We start from the raw sequence: 23519 nt of genomic DNA on the forward strand, positions 1-23519 counted from the left end.
CGCGGTTCCCGGTGCTCCTGCCGATCCGGCCGGCAGCAAAGGGAATGTGGCAGCCGCCCGCATGGCCGTGCAACAGTGGAAGGTCAGCGAAGCCCGGAAGTGGACGACGGCAAGGGGATTCGCTGAGTTGTCTGTCACTTCCGAAGAGCCGGCCATCCGACCGTTCTCGGTCGAGATACCCGAGGCGGAGCTCGAGGCACTGCGTACGCGCATTGCGGCCACGCGCTGGCCCGAAAAGGAGACCGTCCAAGATCAGTCGCAGGGCGTCCGGCTCGCCACGATTCAGGAAGTCGCGCATTATTGGGCGTCTGATTACGACTGGCGCAAGGTCGAGTCGAAACTGAACGCTCTGCCGAAATTCATCACCGAGATCGACGGGCTGGACATCCATTTCATTCACGCGCGTTCGAAGCATGAGAATTCCTTGCCGCTGATCGTCACGCACGGGTGGCCAGGCCCGGTCATCGAGCAACTGAAGATCGTCGAGCCGCTCACCGACCCCACGACATAAGACGCGGATGCCTCGGACGCTTTCCATCTGGTGATTCCGTCGATGCCCGGTTACGGGTTCTCGGGCAAGCCGACCACGACCGGCCGGGGCCCCGAGCGCATCGCACATGCCTGGACAGAGCTGATGAAGCGCCTCGGATACCCGCGGTTTGTCGCGCAGGGCGGTGACTGGGGCGCACTGAGGTCTTTCAGGGTGGCCACCGATCGGGTGACAGGCACCGTGGCCACAACGCACAAGGCTCCCGTGCCGTTGAGGGAGGTGTTCGAAGTCTCAACCCATCGGCGCAGGAGCCTCATCTCGGTCGGCACCGCGCACGCCTACACCACCGCGGTCATCGATCTCCTGGCCGCCCGCGCGCCCGGTCTGCTGCGCGCTCTGCGCGAGGCAGACCCCGAGTTCGTCCTGCTCGACGGCACCCTGACCGAGTGCGACCGCCTGGGCGACGGCCGCGCCGACTACTCGGCCAAGCACCGCCGCCATGGGGTGAACGTGCAGGTGGTCACGGACCCTCACGGCAAGGTGCTGTGGCTGTCGCCGGCCCTGCCGGGGCGCTGCCATGACCTGACCGCGGCCCGTACCCATCGGATCATCAGGATCTGCGAGCGCCAGGGGGTGCCGATCCTGGCCGATCGCGCTTACATCGGTGCCGGCGCGTGGGTGACCACACCGACCAGACGGCCTGCGGGAGGCGAGCTGTCGCTCACCCAACAGACCGTCAACCGGGCGCTGTCGAGGGCGCGGGCCCCGGTCGAGGGTGGAGTTGCCCGTCTGAAGTCCTGGCGGATCTTCCGCGGAGCGCGGTGCAGCCCGAAGCGAATGACGTCAATCGCAGCAGCGGTCCTCACCCTGGAGCGGCAACGCTGAAAGACCTCACTGACACGAAAGCCCGCGCACTGTTCCTGACCAGCGGAAACCCATAGATCACGCGCGGAAAGACAACAGCTACTTAAAAGCCACACCCATGTCCTGGTGCTGATGGGAAGCAGGCTGCGCAAAACCACACTGACCTGCAGGACAAAGGCGGCCATAAAGATTCCTGATGGGCGGGCGTGCGAGGACGAATGGACGCAGGGCATGGCGCCGCCCGCCCTGTTGGTTGAGTGAGCTCGCGGTGGCCACACCACCACCACGTCACGACGGAAGGACAGGATCATGGAGCTTCACGGGCGGAAGGCACTCGTGACGGGGGGCGCCACCGGCATCGGCTTCGCGACGGCACGGTTGCTGACCCGTGAGGGAGCCGAGGTCGTGATCGCCGGCCGGAGCAAAGGCACCGGCGCCAAGGCCGTCGGCGTGCTCGGGGAGCACGGCGGCCGGGCGCGTTTCCTCCAGGTCGACCTGCGCGACCCGGAGTCGGTGCGCAGGCTCGTCGACCAGGTGGGTGACGTGGACATCCTGGTGAACAACGCCGGCGCGTTCCCGTTCGCCCCGACGACGGAGCAGGGCCTGGACACCTTCCAGCAGCTGTTCGAGACGAACGTGCAGGGACCGTTCTTCCTCACCGCGGCGCTGGCGGAGAAAATGGCGGCCCGAGGCGGCGGCAGCATCATCAATGTCACGACAATTGCAGCACAGCGTGGCATTCCCGGCACGGCCGCCTACGGGTCGGCGAAGGCCGCGGTCGACTCCCTGACCCGCACCTGGGCGGTCGAGTTCGGCGGCCGCGGGGTGCGAGTGAACGCCGTCGCACCCGGTCACACTCGCACCGAGAACGTCACCAGCATGATCGGCGAGGAGACCTTCGCGCGTATCGGCGCCGAGGTGCCGCTTGGCCGGCTCGCCGGCCCCGAGGAGATCGCCGAGGCGATCCTCTTCCTGGCCTCCCCGCGCGCGAGTTACGTCACCGGCGCCCTCCTCACCGTGGACGGCGGAGCGGTCGCCCGCACCTGACCCTCCTCGCACCTGGCGACCGCGCGAGCGTTCTCCGCATTGCCTATACGCACAGACATCGCCCCGCGAAGGCGGGCAACGAACCGACACCCCAAGGGAACAATCATGGGACTGCTGAACGACAAAGTGGTGCTGGTCACCGGCGGCACTTCGGGCATCGGCCGCGCAGCCGCCCTCCTGTTCGCCGAGCAAGGCGCCAAGGTGGCTTTCACCGGTCGTCGCGCCGAAGCCGGCGAAGAGGTGACCGACGAGATCACCAAGGCGGGAGGTGAGGCACTCTTCATCCAGGCCGACGCCACCGACATCGCCGGCGCCGCTGACGTGGTCCGGCGGACCGTCGACCGCTTCGGCCGGCTGGATGCAGCGTTCAACAACGCCGGTACCGCCATGGCCGGTCCGCTGACCCAGCTGGACGAGAAGACCTGGGACGTCCTGGTGGACGGCAACCTCAAGAGCACGTTCTTCTACCTCCAGGCGGAGGCGGCGCAGATGAAGCGCCAGAAGGAAGGCGGCTCGATCGTGATGAACGGTTCGGTCTTCGCCGCGCTGGGTATCGAGGGCATCTCGATCTACAGCGCCAGCAAGGGCGGTGTCACCGCACTCGCCCGCGCCGCCGCCGTCGAGCTCGGCCCCGACGGCATCCGCGTCAACAGTGTCAACCCGACGGTGATTCGCACCCCCCTCACCGAAGCCGGCATCACCAGGAACGAGGACGGCACCGAATACCACCCACATGGCGAGAAGATCCCGCTGGGCCGGCTCGGTGAGCCCGAAGAAGTGGCCAAGGCGGCCCTCTTTCTGCTGTCGGACCTCTCCTCGTACATCACCGGTCAGACACTGATGGTCGACGGCGGGCAAAGCGTCAACTGAACCAGCTACGGCACCATTCGGTCAGCGTGAGGACCGGGCCTCTTAGCCTAAGGGCCCGGTCCCCACGGCTTGTCACTCGGCCTCTTCCCGCCTAGCGAGCACTCAGGCGAGTGGTGACTTGGTGCCCGCCGACAAACACACGTCCCAGCCACCGCAGCTCGGCCTGCACCCGCGGAACGCCGTACGCCCCGTCCGGGGGCCGGGTGGGATCACGGTGATCGCCGACAAGTGCTCCCCGCCCGGCCACGGCCCGAAGCCCTATTGCCGTGGGCTGCGCCGAGTGCAGGGAGGCGACGACAGAGGGGCCGGGGAAGTCGGCGGCGAGGGCGTCCATGAGGAGTTCGTCGCAGGTCTGGCCGAGCCAATACCCGGCTTCGTGGAGGGTGCCCGCGGTGCGGAAGCCAGCTTTCTCGTAGGCCCGGATGCCTGGCTTGTTGGGGGCGAGGGACTTGAGAGATCGGGCGGAGGTTGGTGATGTGGAACGCGTAGTCGAGGGTGAGGCGGTGGCCTGGGTGCCGAGGCCGTGGCCGTGGCCGCGAGCTTCGGGGGGCGAGCACGATGACGTACTCGGCGGTGTGGACGGAGTGGTCGGACAGCAGGGTGGGTCCCGTGGTCATTACCGGCTACCGTGCGGCCCGCGGCCGTCGGCTCACCAAGGCGCAGAAGGAAGCGAACAAGCTCGTTGCCCGCGAACGCGCCGCCAGCGAGCACGGCTTCGCCGACCTCAAGAACTAGGCGCATCCTCACCAAGCTCCGCCTGAACGCGAAACACGCGACCGCACTGCTACGGGCCCTGCTCGTCCTGACGAGGACTGCGATCAGCCGCTGAACCGGCATGGCAGACGATCACCACACGGGATCACCCCATCCACCAGCACGAGCCGTTCACTCCCGCCCCACACCAGCCCCGTGACCAGCAACTTCAAGATGGAACGGCCTCAATGACCAACTCACCCCACGCTCGTCCTTCCCGCCCATGGGGGCCTCGTCAGACGTCGGGGTCTCTTGAGCGGGTGTTTCGATGGCCTGCATCCCCGATGAGCATGTGCCTCAGTGTCCCTGCCATCTGCGGCGACGCCTGGGAATCCGAGTTTCGGCCGGGTGGGATGACGCGGACGGTCAGAGCGCCCCGCCTTGCGCGGGCCGAGTGCGATGCTTATGGCTGACCACAGACCGCGGCGTGGGTGAGCGGTTCGACGGCAAGAGACCGCACGGAAACTTCGGGAAGTTTTCGGGAAGAACACCCGCCGAGGGCCGGATGAAATCGTCTCCAGCCGGACACCCGCCGACTCCGCCCGAGGGCCCACCCGCACCCACGAAGCAGCTCCGCCGAGCCCGATAAATGGTCTGTGACCAGCAAAAACGCCCTCCCAAGGGGAGGGCGGAGACTGGGCGCCCCCGGCAGGACTCGAACCTGCGGCCAAGCGCTTAGAAGGCGCTTGCTCTACCTCTCAATGGAGTCTTGCGGGACGCATGTGGGACCTCAGGTCCATGCTCTCTGAGGTGCCGAGTCTCAGGAGTGGACCCCCTCTCTGCCTCGTAAGAAGTTCCCGCGTCGACGCGTAAGGTGAAGCAGCATGAAGATCCCCGTTACCGCTGCACGTTTCACCGCATGATGTCGCAAACTGCTGTCATCAGTTGGGCGATAAGCCTCTGACCTGTGAGGGAACGGACCCGCATGAAGATCCTCATCTCCTGGGATCGTCGCCGTGACCTTGGGTGCCCGGCGGAGAACGGCAGTTCGTCGGATCACTGATGACCGTTCAAACCCACTGTCGCCCATGGCGGCAGATGTCAGAACTGATGTCGGGACCCTGGCGCCGTCACTCTTGGTAGCCAGCAGCTTGGGCCGACGCAGCGCACTTGCGTCTTGCTCTGTGCGTGCAGAGACTCCCTCCGGTCGTGGCCGGAGGGAGTCCGCGTTGTATTGACAGCTGTCGCACCATGCTGCCTGGCTTCACGGATCAGTAGTGGCCCCACTTGGCGGTGGCTCTGAGGCTTCCAAGGCGCCGCCACGTGGCAGATCATCCGCTTCGGAAGGCCCACCTTCTCCCAAGCCGCAGGACGTGCGTGGCTACGTCCTGACCTGGCTCACCCGCCCCTGTAGACGGGAGTCCGGTGCGGCCGTGGGGCGCCTCGTGGCGAGGGGCGCGGTCACAGCCACCGGACCGTCCGCGTCACCCGGGTCACGACCGTCGCGTAGCCGACGCCGACCAGGAGCGAGGCGAACAGGGCGGTGAGAGGAAAGTCCTCCTGGAGGTAGGGGTAGACCTGGTAGTGCGTCAGGTAGATGTAGAGGGAGCTGCTTGCCAGGATGCCCGCGAGCGCGCTGAGTGGGCCGAGGCTGGGTAGGGCCGGTACCCAGATCAGCAGCCCCAGCCCGACGATCACGATGGTCGTGCGCAGGGGCTGGTCCTGGAACAGGCCGGGCACGGTGAGCAGCAGCACGACCGTCAGCAGCGCCCGTTGCCGTACGGTGCCGGCCCGAGCGGCCGCCCACCCCAGTGCGAACAGCCAGAAGACCACTGTGGGGCTCAGCTGCGGGCGAACGGATGCCAGGCCCAGCAGGTCGTAGCGGCCGATGAGGCCGACGGCCGTGAGCGCCAGCGGCACGCCGAACGCGTACCGCCGCTCCAGCCGGTCCAGCAGGGGTACGGCCATGAGGGCGGCGAGGACGACGAGGAAATAGAGCAGGGCCTCCACGAACCAGTACGCCCAGTCGAAGCGGTCGTTCCCCTGGTCGAGCAGGCTGTTGAGCAGCACGGCGTTGGCCGGGTCGTAGAAGTCGGTCAGGAGCACCGCGCCGGTGATCCACACCATGCTCGGTACCGCGATGCGGGCGATGCTGCGCCCCATGTGCCGCACGCGCTCGCGGCGTTCGGCGTCGGTCAGTTGGAAGCGGGCGAAGTTGTAGCCGGCGACGCAGATGAGGATGTGGGCGAAGCCCTTGATCTCGAAGACCTGGACGTGCGAGCCGACGATGAGGACGATCCCGACGGCGCGCAGGGCGATGCCCGTCTCCAGAGTGCGGCGGGTCCGCCAGGACTCCGGGGTGGTCCAGGCGTGCAGCGCCCTGCGCAGTCCCGGCGCCGGGCGGGCCCGCCGCGGCTGGGGCCGCTCGTCCGGTCCTTCCGTTCCCTCCGACGCGGGCGCCGCCATGGCTCGCAGCTCGCGGATCGTTCTCCTGTGCCAGTCGGTGGGCAGGTGGCCCAGGGCCTCCTCCAGGCGCAGCGACATCTCGACGTAGCACAGTGAGTCACCGCCCAGAATGACGAAGCTGCTGTCCTCGGTGACGTCGGCGTGGTCGAGGATCTCCGCGTAGAGACGGAGGAGATCCTGACAGGGGTCGGGTGGTGCTTCTTCCGCGGGGCGCGTGAGTAGCCGTACCGCCTCGTAGTCGGGCTTGCCCGTGGCCAGGTGGGGGAGTCGGTCGAGGATCCGGACCCGTACGGCGCGGGACGGGAGCCCGCACTCCTCCGCGACCAGCCGCCGGATCCGTGCCTGCTCACCGGCGTGCCCGAGCGCGGCCACCGCGAGCGCCTCCCCGTCCGCCGCGCAATAGGCGTTGACTCCGTGTTTCTCCAGCAGCGACTCGACGCGCTGGGGGTCGATGCGCAGCCCGAGGATCTTCGCGAAGCGGCTGCTGCGGCCCACGATCTCGTACAGTCCGTCGGAGGCGCGCCGGGCGAGGTCCCCGGTGTGCAGTTCTTCCACGGTCCGGCCGAGGGCGAGGTCGGCCGGGCTCTCGGCGTAACCGAGCATCACGTTCGGCCCCGAGTAGAGCAGTTCGCCTACGTCCGGGCCGTGGCCGTCGGCCGGCAGCAGCCGGAACGAGCCGCCGGGTATCGGTACGCCGACGGCTTCGGGGCGCTCGGCGGCGAGCTGCGGCGGGAGGTAGGCCATGCGGGCCGTGGCCTCGGTCTGGCCGTACATCACGAACAGCTGCCAGCCCGAGCGGCGCCCCAACTCGGCGTAGTCGGCAACGCGTTCGGGCGCGAGTCGGCCTCCGGCCTGGGTGACGCGGCGCAGGTGCGGCAGTTCCATGTGCTCGAAGCCGATCCGGTCGAGCAGGTCGAAGGTGTATGGCACTCCCGCCAGCGAGGTGCCGTGCCCGGCGCGGAACTCCGTCCAGAAGGCCGCCTCGGACACTGACCGCTCGGTGAGGATCAGCCCGGCGCCGCGCAGTAGATGGCTGTGGATGACGGACAGGCCGTAGCAGTAGTGCATGGGCAGTGTGGTGGCCGCCCGGTCGGTGTCGTCGATGCCGAGGTATGCGGCGATGGACTCGGCGTTGGCCTGAAGGTTCTCGTGGGAGAGCCGCACCAGCTTGGGTGAGCCGGTGGAGCCGGAGGTGCTCAGCAGCAGGGCGAGGTCCGGGTGGAGGGTGTGGACGCTGTCGCGGTGCTTTTCGGCCAGGGGCCACGTCCCGTCGGCCTCCGGGCGGGCCACGACGTCGGGCGCGTACGCCTCCGTCAGCGAGCGGATCGTGCCCTCGCTGTCGCCGGGGACGAGCAGGACGGGGTGTCCGGCGGACAGGGCGGCCAGATACGTGACGAGCGCGTCGGTGTGGTTGGCCCCGGCCAGCAACACCAGCCGCCGTGCGGGCCCGAGGCGCCGGGCAGTCGCGGCCACCCGCTCGGCCAGCTCGCGGTACGACAGCTCTCCCGTTGGCGTGATGAGCGCGACGCGGTCGCCGTACGCCATGAGTCCGCGCGCGAACGGCACGCCGTTCGGCCTCACCGGAGGCACAGAAGGCGAGTCCGGGACGGCGGACAGCCGGAGCGAGCCCCGTGTGGGGGGAGCCGGAACGGAGGAGAGAACAGGGGGCGAAGCCGGGAGGGACTTGGAGGGGTGAAGCACGGGGCGCGCCCTTTCCGCGGCAATGTCCGCTCAGCACGGAGCCCTTGACGTTTAGGTAAGCTTTACCTTATTCATAACATGGTCATAATCAAGCCACAGCAAAGCCACAGGATCGCTTCGTCCCTCGCTCTCCAACGACGTGACCGGCGGCGTAAAGGCGAGCCCTGCAGGAAGGCACACACCATGCGACGCCCCTCGGTTCGCCGGATGACCGCGCTGGTCGCGGCCGCTCTGCTGCTCCCCGCCCTCGCGGGGTGCGGCTCCGACGACAAGGACGCCGAAGGCGAGGGCGGCAGCTCCTCCCTCGTCATCTACTCCGGCCGCAACGAGAAGCTGGTCAAGCCACTTCTGGACAAGCTGGAGAAGGCCGTCGGTACCGACGTCGAGGTTCGCTACGGCGACAGCGCGGAACTCGCCGCGCAGATCCTGGAGGAGGGCGACCGCACCAAGGCCGGGCTGTTCTTCTCCCAGGACGCCGGAGCGCTGGGCGCCCTGTCCAGGGAGGGCATGCTGCAGGAGTTGCCCACGGCCACCCTCGACAAGGTTGACGAGGCGTACCGGGGATCCGACGGTGACTGGGTCGGCCTCTCGGGACGCGTCCGCGTCATCGCGTACAACCCGGACAAGGTCGCCGAGGACGAAGTCCCGGACAGTGTCTTCGACGTGGTCGAGCCGGACTGGAAGGGCAAGATCGGTTTCGCGCCGACCAACGCCTCCTTCCAGGCTTTCGTCAGCGGCATGCGCGTTCTGAAGGGCGACGACGCCACCCGCCAGTGGCTCAAGGACCTGAAGGCGAACGGCGCCAAGACGTACGCCCACAACCTCGCCACTCTGGACGCCGTCGAGGCCGGCGAGGTCGAACTCGGGCTGGTCAACCACTACTACTGGTACGAGCGGGTCGCCGAGAAGGGCGAGGACAAGGTCAACTCCAAGCTGCACTTCCTGCCCGGCAAGGACCCCGGCGCACTCATCAACGTCGCCGGTGCGGGCATCCTCAAGGACAGCGGACAGAGCGCGACCGCCCAGAAGGCCGTGGACTACCTGCTGTCGAAGGACGCGCAGACCTACTTCGCGGACAACACCAAGGAGTACCCGCTGGCCGCGGGCGTCACCAGCACCGTGGAGGGCCTGCCCCCGTTCGAGTCGCTCCAGTCCCCTGACATCGACCTCGGCAAGCTGGAGTCACTCCAGGAGACCCTGGCCATGCTCCAGGACGTCGGACTGGTCTGACCACCGTGCGCACATCGCCGTCCACCTCGCGCCCTTCCGGAGCACCGGCCCCGGAAGGGCCCGAACGCGAGGCAGTCCCGGGCCGATCGGCCCGCTCACTCCGCATGCGCGGAAGGACGCTTACGCCACGCAGAGCGCGTACGGCCGACCGCAGGCCACCCCTGGTGCTGCTCGTCCCCGCCTGCGTGGCAGCCCTCTTCGCCCTGCTGCCCCTCGGCTACCTCGCCGTCCGCGCCCTGGAACGCGGCCCGGCCTACGCCTGGGACGTCGTCGCCGACGAACGCACCCTGGATCTCCTCGGCCGCAGCCTCGGCCTCACCGTCGTGGTCGTGGCCGCCAGCCTCGTACTGGGGATCTCGCTGGCCTGGCTGACCGTGCGCACCGCGCTGCCCGCAGCCCGCGCATGGTCGGTGCTGGCCACTCTGCCGCTGGCCGTGCCCAGCTACGTCGCCGCGTTCGCCTGGCTGTCGGCGGAGCCGGAGCTGGCCGGGTTCGGCGGCGCCGCACTCGCCCTGACGTTGGTCAGCTTCCCCTACGTCCATCTGCCGGTCGCTGCCGCGCTGCGGGGCATCGACGCGGCACAGGAGGAGGCCGCCCGCTCCCTCGGGCACGGGCCGCTGCGGACGTTCGCCAGGGTCACGCTCCCGCAGCTGCGGCCGGCGGCCGCGGGTGGGGCGCTGCTCGTCGCGCTGTACGTGCTCTCCGACTTCGGCGCGGTCTCACTCATGCGGTACGACACCTTCACCCGGGCCATCCACACGTCGTACCGAGCCTCCTTCGACCGGACCCCGGCCGCCGCCCTCAGCGTGGTGCTGGTCGTGATGACCATCGCACTGGTGGCCGCCGAGGCCCGTACGCGCGGACGGGCCGGGCACGCCAGGACCGGTACGGGCACCGCCCGACCGGCGGTCCCGGTCGCTCTCGGCCGGTGGCGGCCGCTCGCCCTGTTGTGGTGCGCGGCTGTGGTGACCGTGGCCGTCGCCTTCCCGCTGGGCACCCTCGGGTACTGGCTCGCCGTCGGCAGCTCGGCCACCTGGGACCTCGGCGGACTCGCGGAGACGGCCTGGATGACGCTCGGCGTCGCGACGGCGGGCGCCGGCCTGACCACGGTCCTCGCCCTGCCGGTCGGGGTGATCGCCGCCCGGCACCGGGGCCGCGGCGTCCGTCTGCTGGAGCAGGCGGCGTACGCGGGGCACGCGCTGCCGGGTATCACGGTGGCGCTCGCCCTGGTGTTCTTCGCCGTGCGCTACGCCTACCCGCTGTACCAGCAACTCCCGCTGCTGGTCTGTGCCTACGCCGTGCTGTTCCTGCCGGTCGCGGTGGCCGCCACCCGCGCGGCCGTGCTCCAGGCGCCGCCGGTCCTGGAGGACGTGGCCCGCTCGCTCGGGCGACGGCCGTGGCAGGTGCTGCGGGAGGTCACCGTGCCGTTGGCCGCGCCCGGCGTGGCTGCCGGGGCCGCGCTCACCTTCGTGGTGTGCATGAAGGAGCTGCCCGCGACCCTCCTCCTGCGCCCCACCGGCATGGACACCCTGGCCACCCGCCTGTGGACCGAGACCGGCGCCGGATCCTTCGCGGCCGCCGCCCCGTACGCCGCCGCGCTGATCCTGCTGGCCGCCGTCCCCTCGTACCTCCTAGGCAGGCACCGGACATGAACGACACGAACGCACTGCACGTCGAGGGACTCACCAAGTCCTACGGAGCCGGGGAGCCGGTCCTGCGGGGCCTTGAACTCACTGTCCCCGCAGGCACTTTGGCGGCGGTCCTTGGCCCCTCCGGTTGCGGCAAGACCACCATGCTGCGGGTAGTCGCCGGTTTCCTGCGCGCCGACGCGGGCACCGTCCGCCTCGGCGACCGGCTCCTGAGCGGGCCCGGCGTCCACCTCCCGCCGGAGCGGCGCCGTATCGGCATCGTGCCCCAAGAAGGCGCCCTCTTCCCGCACCTGAGCGTGGCCCGCAACGTCGCCTTCGGACTGACCGGCGTCGACCGCGCCGAACGGCGTGCCATAACCGAGGAGATGCTCGAACTGGTCGGCCTCGCCGGATACGGCGACCGCATGCCGCACGAGCTGTCCGGCGGCCAGCAACAGCGCATCGCCCTGGCCCGCGCGCTCGCGCCGCGACCCGGGCTCGTGCTGCTCGACGAGCCGTTCAACGCCCTCGACAGCGCACTGCGGGCGGGAGTGCGAGCGGACGTACGGGCCGCGCTGCGGGCGACCGGTGCCACAGCGATCCTCGTCACCCACGACCAGCAGGAGGCCCTGTCCACCGCCGACCTCGTCGCCGTCGTACGGGACGGCCGAGTCGCCCAGTGCGCCACCCCGCAGGACCTCTACCGGCACCCCGCGGATCCCTGGATCGCCGGCTTCGTCGGCGACGCCGTCCTGCTCCCCGGCACCGTCGAACGCGACGGCACGGCCCTGACCGCACTGGGCGCCGTGCCCCTCGCCGCCCCGCCCGAAGGACTGCGCACCGGCACGGTCCTGCTCCGCCCGGAACAACTCCACCTGACCGACACGGACTCCGAGGGCTCAGTCAGAGGCACGGTGACCGACGTCTCGTACTACGGACACGACGCCATGCTCACCGTGACCGTCCAGGGCCACGACACGCCGGTCGGCATCCGGGTCGCCGGCCCCCTGTCCATCCGCCCGGGGGAGGAGACAGGCATCCGCGTCGTGGGCGAGGCCGCCCTCCACCCGTAGCCACATTCCACTACAGCTTTCGCCTCGCCCTGGTTCGAGCCTGAAGGCCGCCTCGGCAGCCGTTTCACATCGACTCAGGGCACGCAGAGGGCACGCGGCTCCACAAGGGCCAGTTTGCGCGAGCCGGGCGCCATCGCCACCGCTGCCCGAGTGCATGCCGGGTCCGAACCCGCTGCCCGTGAGGTGCAGCACGAGGAACAGGGCGATCAGCGCTGTCGTGACCAGCCGGACACCTTCACCCAGCAGGGACCGCCGGGACCGGAGTCGTGGGACGAGCCGTGTCTGCCGGGTCTGTACATGAGCGCTCTGACACGGCCAAGGGCAACCATCAGCGCCTGTACAGGCGCCGGACACCGGGAAGGGCGTGCGAGCGGCGGGACGAAGACGGGCGCCATGGCCCTGCGTCTCGCGCTGCTGCTCGGAGTCGGAGTTCTCAACACCCGAGCCGCGCCGGGATGCTGAGCGGCGTGACGGCGTTCAGCATGGTTCAGCACGGCTACCAGGCGCACGCCCCTCCGTCGACGAGGCCGGAGCTCCGGTCCCGCACGTTGCCGTCGACCTCGTGGATCCGAGCGATCCGCAACACCGTGCGCATGCCGACTGGAGGGCCGACGATGCCCAGACCAGGCAGATCCGTTCGGGATGGGCACCCTCGGCTCACGCTGCGCTATCCAGCGTAGCGATCTTCCACTCGGGTGCAGGGGCCTGCGCGGGTGCAGAGGGGCAAGCGGGTCCCGCGAGGGTGCGCCCTCCCGGCGCTCCGGCTCGCGGTAGGGGCGGGTCAAGGAGCTGGCTGGGCGATACCGCGCGGGTCAGCCGACGCCACGGCTGTTCGGCTGTCACGGCTGGCACTGGTGCTGATTGAAATGGCCGTGAAGCCCGAGCGAGATGAGTAAGTCGCAAGGGCGCCTGAGTCGAGCGGCGTGGTGAAGTGGTTCGATCACGGCCGGGCCGGGTGTCATTGCCCAGGACTGTGCTGGTGCGGGTGCTGCCGCAGACCGTTCGGTGGTCCATGGTGCGGGCCTGCGTCCTGGGCGCAGGCAATCGCGTGCTCTGCGATGTCACCTACGCCGCTGACGGCGTTCGAGCCGACAACGTCCGGCCACTGGCTGGACGGTGCCGTCCGCCAGCGGAGGGACCAGAGCAAGGACGTCCGCGCGCCCGCAGACCAGCCATCCCGTCCAATGCAATGGTGCATGAGCCTCCCCGGCGCGCCGAGGGCCTGGCCCCGTCGTCGTGCCAGGCCCTTGCGGCGCGTGAGCAGTGCGGCAAAGGGGTGATCTGTCGACTGCCCTGCCGGAGTCGGGTCGTTGAGCGGCTATGGAGGTTCTCGCAATTCGTGCGAACTCGGGTCCCGATTGGCTACCCCTGAAGACGACACCGGCGCGTGGTGTGGGCAACTGCGGGAAGCGGATGCAGGGGCACGTCAGGTGTCGGCAGTTGAGGATCGTCGCTCGTTCGCACGGCGGTTGGTGCCGCCGGGGCTGAAAGCGCGTACGGCCGAAGCCGACCGGTGATGGCGACGCGGACGGTGATGGTCACGCTGGCTGCCGTCACGATCGTCGCAGCGGCCGTGTCGGTCGTTCTGGCGGCGTGACCGAACCGGAGATCGACCGGGCATCCACCCAAAGGTGGCTACCCTCGAGCCGCTGCCCTCCGACCAGGCGAGGATCTCTCGGTCCTCACCGATGAAAGGGCAGCCATGGGGGACAGTCCTCCCAGGGAGTTCATCTCCGTTGCTGACGACGAGGGGAACAACATCACCGCCAACGTTCTGGGACGTAACCCCAGGTGGGCGGCCGGACTCGACGCCGAGAAGGTTGTCAAGACGCCTTTCATGTCCGGCCGCATCGACCTGGCGTTGTATGTGTCGAAGCTGGAAAGTTGGGCCGACGCGCTGGACAAGCTCGACGCTGGCGAAGACGTGCCGACTGCCCGGGGACGGCGGTCCCACAGCAGCAAGACGACTGATCGCAAGGCGAAAGCTGTCGTCCACACCGTCGCCGCGGGGCAGGCCATTGCGCTCGTCGTACGTCGCCCTGAGCTATGGGCACGGTCTGCAAGTGATCGGTGACGGCGGGTGTCCGAGGCGGGAAGGTGCTCCGGCTTCGTCGAATCTGCACATCGAATGCGCAACCTCGGCGCGGTGTGCGGGGGATCCGCATAAGTGAGTGCCCCATGATGCTCTGTTGGTGCGGAGTGTTCCGTTCGAGAACGTGGTCGCAGTGCTGGTCGGGTCCCGGTGCCGCGCGGTATATGGAGAAGCTGCCCTCGAGTCGTGCGCACGTCTGCACGGATGCGCAGTCTGTTCGTCCAATTTTCCGGATGAGTGCTCCGGTTGATTGGTCGCCCAGTGCGCTCCGTGCTTGGATCCTCTGCACCGCGGGAGCCGCGCGAAAATCCCGGAAGCGGGCATCGCACATCCCCCTGCGGCCGAGGCCCGCTATCTGTCCCCAGCGGGGCCGCCCCCCTTGTGGATCATCCATACGAAAGGGAAGTTTCATCATGAAATCCGCTCCCCAGGTTCAGACCGTTGAGATCTCCGACGCCGCGCTCGACAACGTCTCCGGCGGCCTGAACCCGCACGCCAGCCTCGTCGCCGGACCCGCGGCGGTCAGCAGCGCGGATGTTCTGGCGCAGCTCGACGCCGTCAAGAACGAGGTTCTTGGCGCCGCCGGCCAGTACAGCCACGTCAGCGTCAGTGCCTCCCTCTGACCTGCAGTCCGACCGCCAGTCTGTGAATCCCTTCTGGCCTGACGCTGTGGTCAGGGTGTTGGCACACAGGTAGGCAGTACGGAAAGGTGATGCTCCTGGCGGCAACGGGCACTTGATCAAGATCGCCCGTCTCTGCCAGGAGCTTCGCGCTTGTTCACCCGTCGTCGAGCGGGGGGCCGAGCCGCCCGGAGGTACGTGACCGGGCTACGCAGGTCCGACTGCACGAGAACGGGACACGGAGGTGGCGCTGGCCGACCCTCGAGCTCGCAGTGGCCAGGGCGGGATCGGGTGAGTGGCTACGTGACCCAAGAGGCGCTCGATTGGTCGTGACTTTCCGTGATGGTGGATGAGATAGCCCGAAAACGTCTGGGCGGGGAAATTGTCGGGCAATCGGTCGAATCCCCGTCGGCCGCATCCTCGATCGTCGCGACCCGCTCGCACCACGACTGCCCATGGATTGGCCGTCGAATGGAGGGGCGAAAGGGGCGCAGTGGCGAGCGCGCACGCCGGCGCTGGGCGGGCCGAGCCTTCGGGGCCTGTCAGTCCCAGTGCCCAGCGGCACTGAACCCACTTGGACTTGGCGGAAGGCCGAAACTGTGACGACCCACCAGACCGTTTGCGTTTCGGTGTGCTGTCGGCCACATTTAGGCAGGTCACACGCGGTTCTCCAGCCGGAAACGGTGCTGGCCTTCATTGTCGGCGCCAAGGTTCGGAACCTCGCCCTGGGTGTGGCCACCGAACGCCTTACTCCAGCCGTAGATCGTGATCTCGATGGTGAGGGGCGTCGAGGCGGCAGGTGTCCAGCGTGGATCATCTCGCCCGAGATCGCCCATGCCGTCGCGGGCGTCGGCTCCTTCTCCGTCTACCCGAGTTCACCGCGACGGAGGGCGTCCCCTATCTCGCTGAGCTTCGCGGTCGTTGCCGGGGTCCGCTCCTGTGCTTGTTCAGCGAGTCGGAGGGCATCGTCGATCTCGCTGAGCTTCCTGGAGGACAGGACGGCCGCCCGCTCTATCAGGTCGTCCCGGGACACGGTGGTCAGCCACGTGCACGGGGTGAAGCCTGGACGCGGGAACGCGAGCCGCAGCACGCCTTCGAGCGGCAGCCCTTCACCGGCGCCGACCGTCACTTCGATGCCCAGACCGCTGATGTCGAGGCCCGCCGGAGCGACGACCTGCATCACCTGGAACCCGGACGCGTCGTCTCCTGACAGCAGTACGACCAACCTCCGCTCGTCGAACTGGACCCACCAGACTTCGCCACGTTGCACAAGCCCTCCGATACACAGGACGGCAGGCAGACGCTGCGCGACCTGACGCGGTGTGGAGACCGGTGCGGCCACCGTTGATCATCGGTGTGTGAAGACAAACGATCATGCGGTGGCCGCAGGTCACAGCGTAGACCCTGCCTGCTGGCAGGAGGCGTTCGAGGGCCTGATGAGCCGGATAGCGGGACGCTTCACACGGGTCGAATCCCGACGCCGGGCCCGGAAGTTGGTACTCGGCCTGTTGTCGGACCTGCCGCGCAAGAACTGCTGGACCATCGCCGAGTGGGCCGGGGACAGGACCCGGACGGCATGCAGCACCTGCTCGGGAGGGCGAAGTGGGATGCCGACCAGGTCCGCGACGAGGTGGGTGACTACGTGGTGGAGCATCTGCACGACGACGAGGCGGTGCTGGTGGTCGACGAGACCGGCGACGTGAAGAAAGGCACCTACACCGTTGGAGTCCAGCGGCAGTACACCGGCACCGCGGGGGCCCGTATTTCAATTGGTGCTCGGCAGAGGGGTGTTGGTGGGAGTCTGAGATATGACCCCGTGTCTGTCAGGCCGCGTTGCCGCTCGTGTTCTGCGGGCCAAGTTCGATCAGATCCTGCCGCACCTCGATGAGCGCCGCCGTCGGTGGTACCTGGCCAGTGAGGCGACGGCTCTCGGCCGCGGCGGGATCGTCCGGGTCGCCGCCGCCTCCGGCACCAGCACGGCAACCATCGCGCGAGGCATGGCCGAGTTGGCCGGTTGCCCCTCACCGACCCTGCGGGTCCGGGCTCCAGGTGCGGGCCGCAGGCGGCTGACAGACACCGACCCTGGTCTGCTGCCCGCGCTGGAGTCGCTGATCGAGCCGCACACCCGAGGCGACCCCGTCTCCCCGTTGCGGTGGACCACGCTGTCGTTACGGGCCCTGGCCTCGACCCTCACCACACAGGGCCACCCGGTCAGCGCTTCAACCGTCGGACACCTGCTGCACACCCTGGGCTACAGCCTGCAGGGAACCGCGAAGACAACAGAGGGCATCAGCCATCCGGACCGCGATGCCCAGTTCACCCACCTCAATGCCACCGCCGCCGCGTTCCTCAACGATGCCCAGCCGATCATGAGCAGTGGTCACGTGCAGTAGTTGTCAGTAGGCGGCTGTTTACGATTGTGGGAGGGAGGCAGCCCGACGGAGCGCGCCGTGCTGGCGCCGGCGGGCACGCTGGCGCTCTGGGAACACTGGGCGCCCACCGCCTGCCCGATGAGGGAGGCCGGCTCCGAGGGCCGGGCAGAGACGGAGAGGCCGGAACTGGCGCACCCGGAGGAATTCGGTCCGTTCACGCTCTTCCGCCGGCGCGTGGGAGGGCGCACGGCGGTCGCTCATGGGGGGCGAGGTAGTCGCCGAACTGCTGCCTCCCGACTAGGGCGTGTCCGATGGGTCCGGTGACAGTCTGGCGCGTGGTTCATACTTGTCGTCGTGCCTCAGTGAAGCGGCCAGGGCCCAGGGCTGATTCAACGTCGTGGTGATTTTGCTGCGGTGCTGGGGTCACCTGACGTCCAGGTGCTTGAGTGGGCGACCTGAAATCACCGCAACTCCCGGCCCTGGGGCGGAATGGTTTCGGTGGCCATGGCTCGGGTGATGGCGCGTGCCACGGCGACGACGGCGGGGATGTGCGTCTCCGGTTGGTTCTGCTCGGACGGGGTGATGACCGAGATGGCGGCGATGGTGGTGTCGTTTCGGTCGAGGATGGGTGCGGCGACGCCGGTCATGTGGGTGTCCCATTGGGGGCGTGAGAAGACCGCGTAGCGGTCGCGGCGGATGGCCGCGAGCCTGGGCCGTAGCGCGTCGGCCGTTTCGTTCGGGTTGTTCTCGTCGGCTGGGTGGTCGGCGGTGAGGAAGTCTTCTTGGACCTGGGTGGGGGCGAACGCCAGCAGGACGAGCCCGGGAGCGGTGGCGTGCAGGGGGAGCCGGCCGCCGACCCGGTACATCACGCGCGGGGCATCTCGTGCGGACAGCCTCTCGACCAGGACGCCTTCCAGGCTCTCGCGCACGACCAGTTGTACGTGCTGGCGGGTGGCGTGCCAGAGGTCTTGCAGGTAGGGCAGGGCGATGGTGCGCAGACCGTGTCCGCGTGGTGCCACGGTGGCGATTTCCAGCAGTCGTAGGCCGATGGTGTAGTGACCGGACTCGGTGCGTTCCAGCGCGCCCTGCTGGGCGAGTTGGCGGGCGATGCGCAGCGCGGTGGCCTTGGGCAGGTCCGCCTGTGCTGCGAGGGCGGTCAGGGACAGCGCCGGTGTGTCCGGACGGAAGCAGGCGAGCATGCGAAAGGCCCGGTCCAGGAGGGGTTCGCCGTGGGCTGGACGGCGTCCCCGGACGGGGGAGTGTTCCTCGTTCCTGCCGTTGCCGTCGTGCGAGCTTTTCACGCCGAGCCCCTGTGGTTCGCGCCGGGTGGGTCCACTCAATGAAACCAGGGGTGCCTCGTCACCGTGACCCGAGCACCGCGCAGTTCCCACCCTTCGTGGCGGCCTCGTCGCGGTATGTCGTAGGCGCGTCACGGGCTCGTCACGCCGCTGTCCCGAAGCACTCGCGGCGGTCCATTCAATGAAACTCCGGGTGGCTGACGGGAGTTGGGGCGGCAAGTATCCCCGTGTCGGCCGCACAGCCCACCGGGCGACGCGGCACCCGCAAAGACAGGAAGGTGAAGTGCCATGCAGAAGCGAGCGAAGATCGGCACCGCTGTTGCCGGAATGATCGCGGCTCTCGCGGTCGCTGGAGCGGTGGCGCCGGCGGCCCATGCCGCGGACGGCGCCCAGCAGCGGTGCTACGCGAACTTGACTGCCAACGCAACGGAGCAGCACACCAGGGCGCACGAACTCGTCCGCGTGGTCCAGGAGCCTCAGCCAGATCCGCGGGAGATCGAGATGGCACAGGCACACCTGACCATGCTGCGCGCGGTAGGGGCGATGATGCGTGAATTCGCCAACCAGGGTTATTGGGAAGAGTGCGCTCGCGTGCGGTGACGCACCCGCCGGCCCATGTCACCGGGCCGCAGTTGCAAGAGACTGGAAGGAGCCGCTTGCGGCTCGTCCCACTCGGCGTACAACGGGTGCTAATCGTTGGCGAGTTCGGCTCAGAGACTATCTGGTAGATCGTCAGCGAAGCCAGAGTCGGATCGAGGCAAGGACGACCGTGCCCTGGAAGACATATGCTCTCTTGTCGTATCTGGTTGCTACGGCCCGGAAACCCTTGAGGGCGTTGATGGATCGCTCGACTTCGTTCCTACGGACGTAGCGGGTCCGGTCGAAGCCGGTGGGTCGGCCGCCGCGGCTTCTACGCCGTTGGCGGTTGGCCCGCTGGTCCCGGCGTTCAGGGATCGTGTGCCGGATCTGCCGTCGTCGCAGGTAACGGCGGTTGCGGCGGGAACTGTACGCTTTGTCGCCGCAGACGTAGTCCGGGCGCGTCCTCGGATGCCCTCCGGGCGCGGGACACGGATGCGGTCCAGGACCGGGATCATCTGCGGGGCGTCACCCCACTGCCCAGGGGTGACCAGGACGGCCAGCGGACGGCGGCCGCCGTCGCTCGCCAGGTGAATCTTGGTGGTGAGTCCGCCGCGCGAGCGGCCGATCGCCTCATCGGGCCGGTGATGGGCAGGCCGCGCGCGTCGGCCTGGTACCCGCGCCGGGCGGTGGTGGGCTCCGGCGGCATGCTGATGGGCGCGGCAGGACGTGGAATCGACGCCGACCATGGACCAGTCGATCCGTCCCTCCGCATCGGCAATGGCCTGAACACCCCGCAGGATCCGCTCCCACGTGCCATCAGCTGACCATCTGCGATGCCGGTCATGAACTGTCTTCCACTTCCCGAACCGTGTCGGCAGGTCCCGCCATGGAATGCCAGTGCGCAGCCGAAACAGGATCCCGTTGATCACTCTGCGGTGACACGACCACCGCCCGCCCCGGCCAGTGTTCTTGGGCAAGTGCGGCTCAAGCCTGGCCCACTCCCGATCCGACAGATCCCCTCGACCCACGCCGACCGGAACGACACCAGCACCGCTCGGTCACGCGACTCGTCGGACACGCCTTAGGCACAATGGCTTGGGGAGAAGGCGCGCAACGTCCGCCAGGGCTTCATGGATCCGAAACAGAGGGCGGCGTTCGAGGAGTTCCTCGCACGGCATGCCTCCCTCGAGGAGTAGTGTCGCCCCGGCTCGTTGACGCCGCGGCGATTGGCCGTCCGCAGCCCGGTCCTGTTGCCTGTCCGCGCTCTTCGAGTGAGCGGAGCTGGCCGTATGGCTGTTGCGCATGCCGAGGGTGCGCATGGAAGGTGCCTGCCCTCCCCCTTGCAGACGCGTAACGTGAAGCAGCATGAAGATCCCCGTTACCGCTGCACGTTTCACCGCATGATGTCGCAAACTGCTGTCGTAAGCTGGACGATAAGCCTCTGATCTGTGAGGGAACGGACCCGCATGAAGATCCTCATCTCCTGGGATCGTCGCCGTGACCTTGGGCGCCCGGCGGAGAACGGCAGTTCGTCGGACCACTGATGACCGTTCAAACCCACTGTCGCCCATGGCGGCAGATGTCAGAACTGATGTCGGTACCCTGGCACCGTCACTTTTGGTAGTTAGCAGCTTGGGCCGCCGCAGCGCACTTGCGTCTTGCTCTGTGCGTGCAGAGACTCCCTCCGGTCGTGGCCGGAGGGAGTCCGCGTTGTATTGATCCCGAAACGGATTGGGTTCGATTCGAGGTGGTAGCGCACGTGCGGTCCGCCGAAGTTGCCGCGCACGACATGCGGCTGGGGCTGGCGTTGGTGGAAGAAGCGGCTGGTCTCCCCAGCGAGTTGGGCCTGGTCACGGATCCGGGCTGGACTTGAGATCGGCGTTGATCAGTTCGTCCGGATTGAGCTTGGACGCATGCGAGGGCAGGAGGTACTACAGCTCGATCCGGTCGGCGTGCTCCGCCAGCGAGGTGCGGACCTTCTTCGAGAGATCACCTGCGTGTCGAAGGTCCTTGTGACGACCATGAATTGGCGGATGTATTACTTCAGCCCCTTTTCGGTGGACGTCGCGATGGGCCCAGCGCTTAGAAGGCGCCTGGTCAGGGGCGGAACGGGGGGTCGCTGACCTGCTTCGATAGGTGGATCTGTGAGGCTGTCAGATAGATTTCCCGCGTTCTCGGGAAGCAGGGCCGTTGGGAATCCTCAGGCGTAGTGAGCCCGAGGTGTCTGGCACTGCTCCGACAGCTCATGGAATCTGGCCGTGCCCGCGATCTGTTCAAGTTGGCGCTCTCAGCTTGGGAAGCGACGGCGCTTGCAGAGCCGGATAGCTTCTGACCTGGGCATACGTGCTCTGGTGTGGCGCCCGGGAGCGCAGGATCGCGCCGTTGTTGACCGTGGTTTACCGGCTTTACGGGCACGCTGTGGGCACGCCGTTGGGCAGGAGCGATGGGAGAGCCCTCCGGCGGCCAACCACCATCTGATCCTTGGAAGCGATGGGCAGCCGGAGAGGTTCCATTGCAGCGGCACACGTCAAGGCTCGACGGGCAGCCGGCGTCCGAACAGGTCGGTTTGGGCCGCCGTTTCTCAGGTCGTCTTCTACGCGCTCCGGCGGCGCTGGAAGGGCGGCCGGAGCGCGAGGCGGCACAAGTCCGTCCCACCTCGAAACCGGCCGTCCGGCAGGGGCCCATCCTGACGGCGCGACCTGCCGCACCACACGCAGCGGTGGGTACGGCGATCCGGCGCGGGCACGTTTGTCAGTGGCCGCCGGTCAGCCCGCCGCTGAGTGTCTTGTGGATCCGGGCGCTGGGCTCGTTCAGCCCGATGATCTCGACGGTCTTGCCGCGCTGGACGTACTTGGTCTCGATGGCGTCCAAGGTGGCCACGGAGGAGGCGTCCCAGATGTGGGCGGCGGACAGGTCGATGACGACCTTGTCGGGGTCGCCCGCGTAGTCGAACCGGCCGACGAGGTCGTTGGAGGAGGCGAAGAACAGCTCACCGGTGACCCGGTAGACGGTGGTGCTGTTGTCGGGGTCGGTGACGGCTGTGACCTCGGCGAGGTGGGCGACGCGCTTGGCGAAGATGACCATCGCGGTGATCGAGCCGACGACGACGCCGATGGCGAGGTTGTGGGTGGCCACGACGCAGGTGACGGTGATCACCATGACGGTGATCTCTCCGGCAGGCATCCGCTTCAGCGTCTTCGGGGCGATGGAGTGCCAGTCGAAGGTGGCCACGGACACCATGACCATGACGGCGACGAGGACGGCCATGGGGATGTCGGAGACGACCGGCCCGAAGACGATGCACAGCACCATCAGGAACGCGCCCGCCAGGAACGTCGAGAGCCGGGTGCGGGCGCCGGAGACTTGTACGTTGATCATCGTCTGGCCGATCATCGCGCAGCCGCCCATGCCACCGAAGAAGCCGGTGACGATGTTGGCAATGCCCTGACCGACGGACTCGCGGGTCTTGGAGGAGTGGGTGTCGGTGATGTCGTCGACCAGCTTGGCCGTCATCAGCGACTCCATTAGGCCGACCAGCGCCATGGCGAGCGCGTACGGGGCGATGGTGGTGAGCGTGTCCAGGGTGAACGGCACGTCCGGCAGGCCGGGCAAGGGGAGGGAGGACGGCAGGTCGCCCTTGTCGCCGACGGTCGGCACCGCGATGCCGGCCGCGACCGTGATGACGGTGAGGATGACGATCGACACCAGCGGTGCCGGGACCACGGTCGTGAGCCTGGGGAAGAACACCGTGAGGGCCAGACCGGCGGCGATCAGCGGATAGACGGCCCACGGTACGTCGGTCATCTCCGGCACCTGCGCCATGAAGATGAGGATGGCGAGGGAGTTGACGAAGCCGACCATCACGCTGCGAGGCACGAACCGCATCAGCTTGGCCACTCCGAGTGCGCCGAGGACGATCTGGAAGACGCCGGCAAGGATGACGGCGGCGACGAGGTAGCCGAAGCCGTGCTCGCGGTTCAGCGGGGCGATGACCAGGGCGACGGCACCGGTGGCCGCGGAGACCATGGCCGGGCGGCCACCGACGATGGCGATGGTGACGGCCATCGTGAACGAGGCGAAGAGCCCGATGGCCGGATCGACCCCGGCGATGATCGAGAACGAGATCGCCTCGGGGATTAGGGCCAGGGCGACCACGAGACCGGCCAGCACCTCCGTGCGCAGCACCTTCGGGTCGGACAGCCAGGACGGTCGTCGGGAGCCGCGCAGCCAGGCGGCCGGGGACAGTGCGGAGGAAGACAAGACGAGGGGAACCTGTCGTGCTCGGGCACACCCGGCATTACAGCGGGCGCGCAGGAAGGCGTGGAAGGCCGGGGCGGCCGGTCACGAAGTCCGCGAACGGCATGCGCACGCTCTCCTGCGGACTACGGTCTTCGCCGGAGGCTTCGTCGGCCCCGACACGGCTGATGGTCACGGAACGGCATCCCGCACCATGGGAACGGGCACGGCAGGCAGCCGACCCAAGACCGAGGCAACTC

The 23519-nt window shown here is 68.3% G+C and carries 15 protein-coding genes and 4 pseudogenes; 13 read left to right on the top strand and 6 right to left on the bottom strand.

Features of this window, described 5'->3' with window-relative positions; all coding sequences use genetic code 11:
• The first annotated feature begins 46 nt into the window (after positions 1–46).
• The 5 genes and pseudogenes from OG254_RS40565 to OG254_RS40585 all read left to right on the top strand — a co-directional run bounded on the left by OG254_RS40565 (position 47) and on the right by OG254_RS40585 (position 4006).
• Entirely contained in the window at positions 47–511 is a 465-nt protein-coding gene (locus OG254_RS40565) for an epoxide hydrolase N-terminal domain-containing protein (RefSeq protein WP_405592331.1), read from the top strand.
• Between the two features lie 294 nt (positions 512–805).
• Positions 806–1375, top strand: a pseudogene (locus OG254_RS40570) (transposase family protein); the annotation flags it as partial.
• 288 nt (positions 1376–1663) lie between these two features.
• Positions 1664–2401 (top strand): SDR family NAD(P)-dependent oxidoreductase, encoded by a 738-nt coding sequence (locus OG254_RS40575; RefSeq protein WP_405592333.1) that lies wholly within the window; start codon positions 1664–1666, stop codon positions 2399–2401.
• Positions 2402–2506: 105 nt separating this feature from the next.
• Positions 2507–3271 (top strand): SDR family NAD(P)-dependent oxidoreductase, encoded by a 765-nt coding sequence (locus tag OG254_RS40580; RefSeq protein ID WP_405592335.1) that lies wholly within the window; start codon positions 2507–2509, stop codon positions 3269–3271.
• 558 nt (positions 3272–3829) lie between these two features.
• Positions 3830–4006: a hypothetical protein gene (locus tag OG254_RS40585; protein WP_405592337.1), complete on the top strand. Its 177-nt coding sequence runs from the start codon at positions 3830–3832 to the stop codon at positions 4004–4006.
• Positions 4007–5425: 1419 nt separating this feature from the next.
• Here the strand turns inward: OG254_RS40585 and OG254_RS40590 are convergent.
• On the bottom strand, positions 5426–8011 hold the full coding sequence (locus OG254_RS40590; RefSeq protein ID WP_405592339.1) for an AMP-binding protein: 2586 nt from the start codon (positions 8009–8011) through the stop codon (positions 5426–5428).
• 303 nt (positions 8012–8314) lie between these two features.
• Between OG254_RS40590 and OG254_RS40595 the strand changes: the two genes are divergently transcribed.
• The 5 genes from OG254_RS40595 (at position 8315) to OG254_RS40615 (ending at position 14777) form a co-directional block, all read left to right on the top strand.
• Positions 8315–9361: an iron ABC transporter substrate-binding protein gene (locus OG254_RS40595; protein ID WP_405592341.1), complete on the top strand. Its 1047-nt coding sequence runs from the start codon at positions 8315–8317 to the stop codon at positions 9359–9361.
• Between the two features lie 104 nt (positions 9362–9465).
• Complete coding sequence (locus tag OG254_RS40600) at positions 9466–11013, top strand: ABC transporter permease (RefSeq protein ID WP_405592343.1); 1548 nt, start codon at positions 9466–9468, stop codon at positions 11011–11013.
• Complete coding sequence (locus OG254_RS40605) at positions 11010–12062, top strand: ABC transporter ATP-binding protein (RefSeq protein ID WP_405592345.1); 1053 nt, start codon at positions 11010–11012, stop codon at positions 12060–12062. The genes OG254_RS40600 and OG254_RS40605 overlap by 4 nt, the downstream gene beginning before the upstream one ends.
• Positions 12063–13764: 1702 nt before the next feature.
• On the top strand, positions 13765–14136 hold the full coding sequence (locus OG254_RS40610) for a DUF5959 family protein (protein WP_405592347.1): 372 nt from the start codon (positions 13765–13767) through the stop codon (positions 14134–14136).
• Between the two features lie 431 nt (positions 14137–14567).
• On the top strand, positions 14568–14777 hold the full coding sequence (locus tag OG254_RS40615) for a hypothetical protein (RefSeq protein WP_405592349.1): 210 nt from the start codon (positions 14568–14570) through the stop codon (positions 14775–14777).
• Positions 14778–15430: 653 nt separating this feature from the next.
• Here OG254_RS40615 and OG254_RS40620 read toward each other — a convergent pair.
• Both OG254_RS40620 and OG254_RS40625 read right to left on the bottom strand, forming a co-directional pair.
• The gene (locus tag OG254_RS40620; protein ID WP_405592351.1) at positions 15431–15610 is read right to left on the bottom strand and encodes a hypothetical protein; all 180 of its coding nucleotides are present in this window, start codon (positions 15608–15610) and stop codon (positions 15431–15433) included.
• Between the two features lie 29 nt (positions 15611–15639).
• Positions 15640–16044, bottom strand: a complete 405-nt coding sequence (locus OG254_RS40625) for a type II toxin-antitoxin system PemK/MazF family toxin (RefSeq protein WP_405592353.1) — start codon at positions 16042–16044, stop codon at positions 15640–15642.
• A 166-nt stretch (positions 16045–16210) separates the two neighbouring features.
• On the opposite strand from OG254_RS40625, the pseudogene OG254_RS40630 reads away from it, so the two are divergent.
• Positions 16211–16662: pseudogene (locus tag OG254_RS40630) on the top strand (transposase).
• A pseudogene (locus OG254_RS40635) lies at positions 16583–17146 on the top strand (ISAzo13-like element transposase-related protein); the annotation flags it as partial. The pseudogenes OG254_RS40630 and OG254_RS40635, both read left to right, overlap by 80 nt.
• A 461-nt stretch (positions 17147–17607) precedes the next feature.
• On the opposite strand, the gene OG254_RS40640 reads toward OG254_RS40635, so the two are convergent.
• Entirely contained in the window at positions 17608–18447 is an 840-nt protein-coding gene (locus OG254_RS40640) for an IclR family transcriptional regulator (RefSeq protein ID WP_405592355.1), read from the bottom strand.
• 285 nt (positions 18448–18732) lie between these two features.
• Here OG254_RS40640 and OG254_RS40645 point away from each other — a divergent pair, with 285 nt between their 5' ends.
• Positions 18733–19044: a hypothetical protein gene (locus OG254_RS40645; protein ID WP_361814217.1), complete on the top strand. Its 312-nt coding sequence runs from the start codon at positions 18733–18735 to the stop codon at positions 19042–19044.
• A gap of 132 nt (positions 19045–19176) precedes the next feature.
• Here the strand turns inward: OG254_RS40645 and OG254_RS40650 are convergent.
• Together OG254_RS40650 and OG254_RS40655 are read right to left on the bottom strand one after the other, a co-directional pair.
• A pseudogene (locus OG254_RS40650) lies at positions 19177–20051 on the bottom strand (IS5 family transposase).
• Between the two features lie 1723 nt (positions 20052–21774).
• A complete protein-coding gene (locus OG254_RS40655; protein ID WP_405592357.1) occupies positions 21775–23283 on the bottom strand; it encodes a SulP family inorganic anion transporter in 1509 nt (502 codons plus the stop codon).
• Between the last annotated feature and the right edge of the window lie 236 nt (positions 23284–23519).

Source organism: Streptomyces sp. NBC_01092 (assembly GCF_045039535.1).
GTDB lineage: Bacteria > Actinomycetota > Actinomycetes > Streptomycetales > Streptomycetaceae > Streptomyces.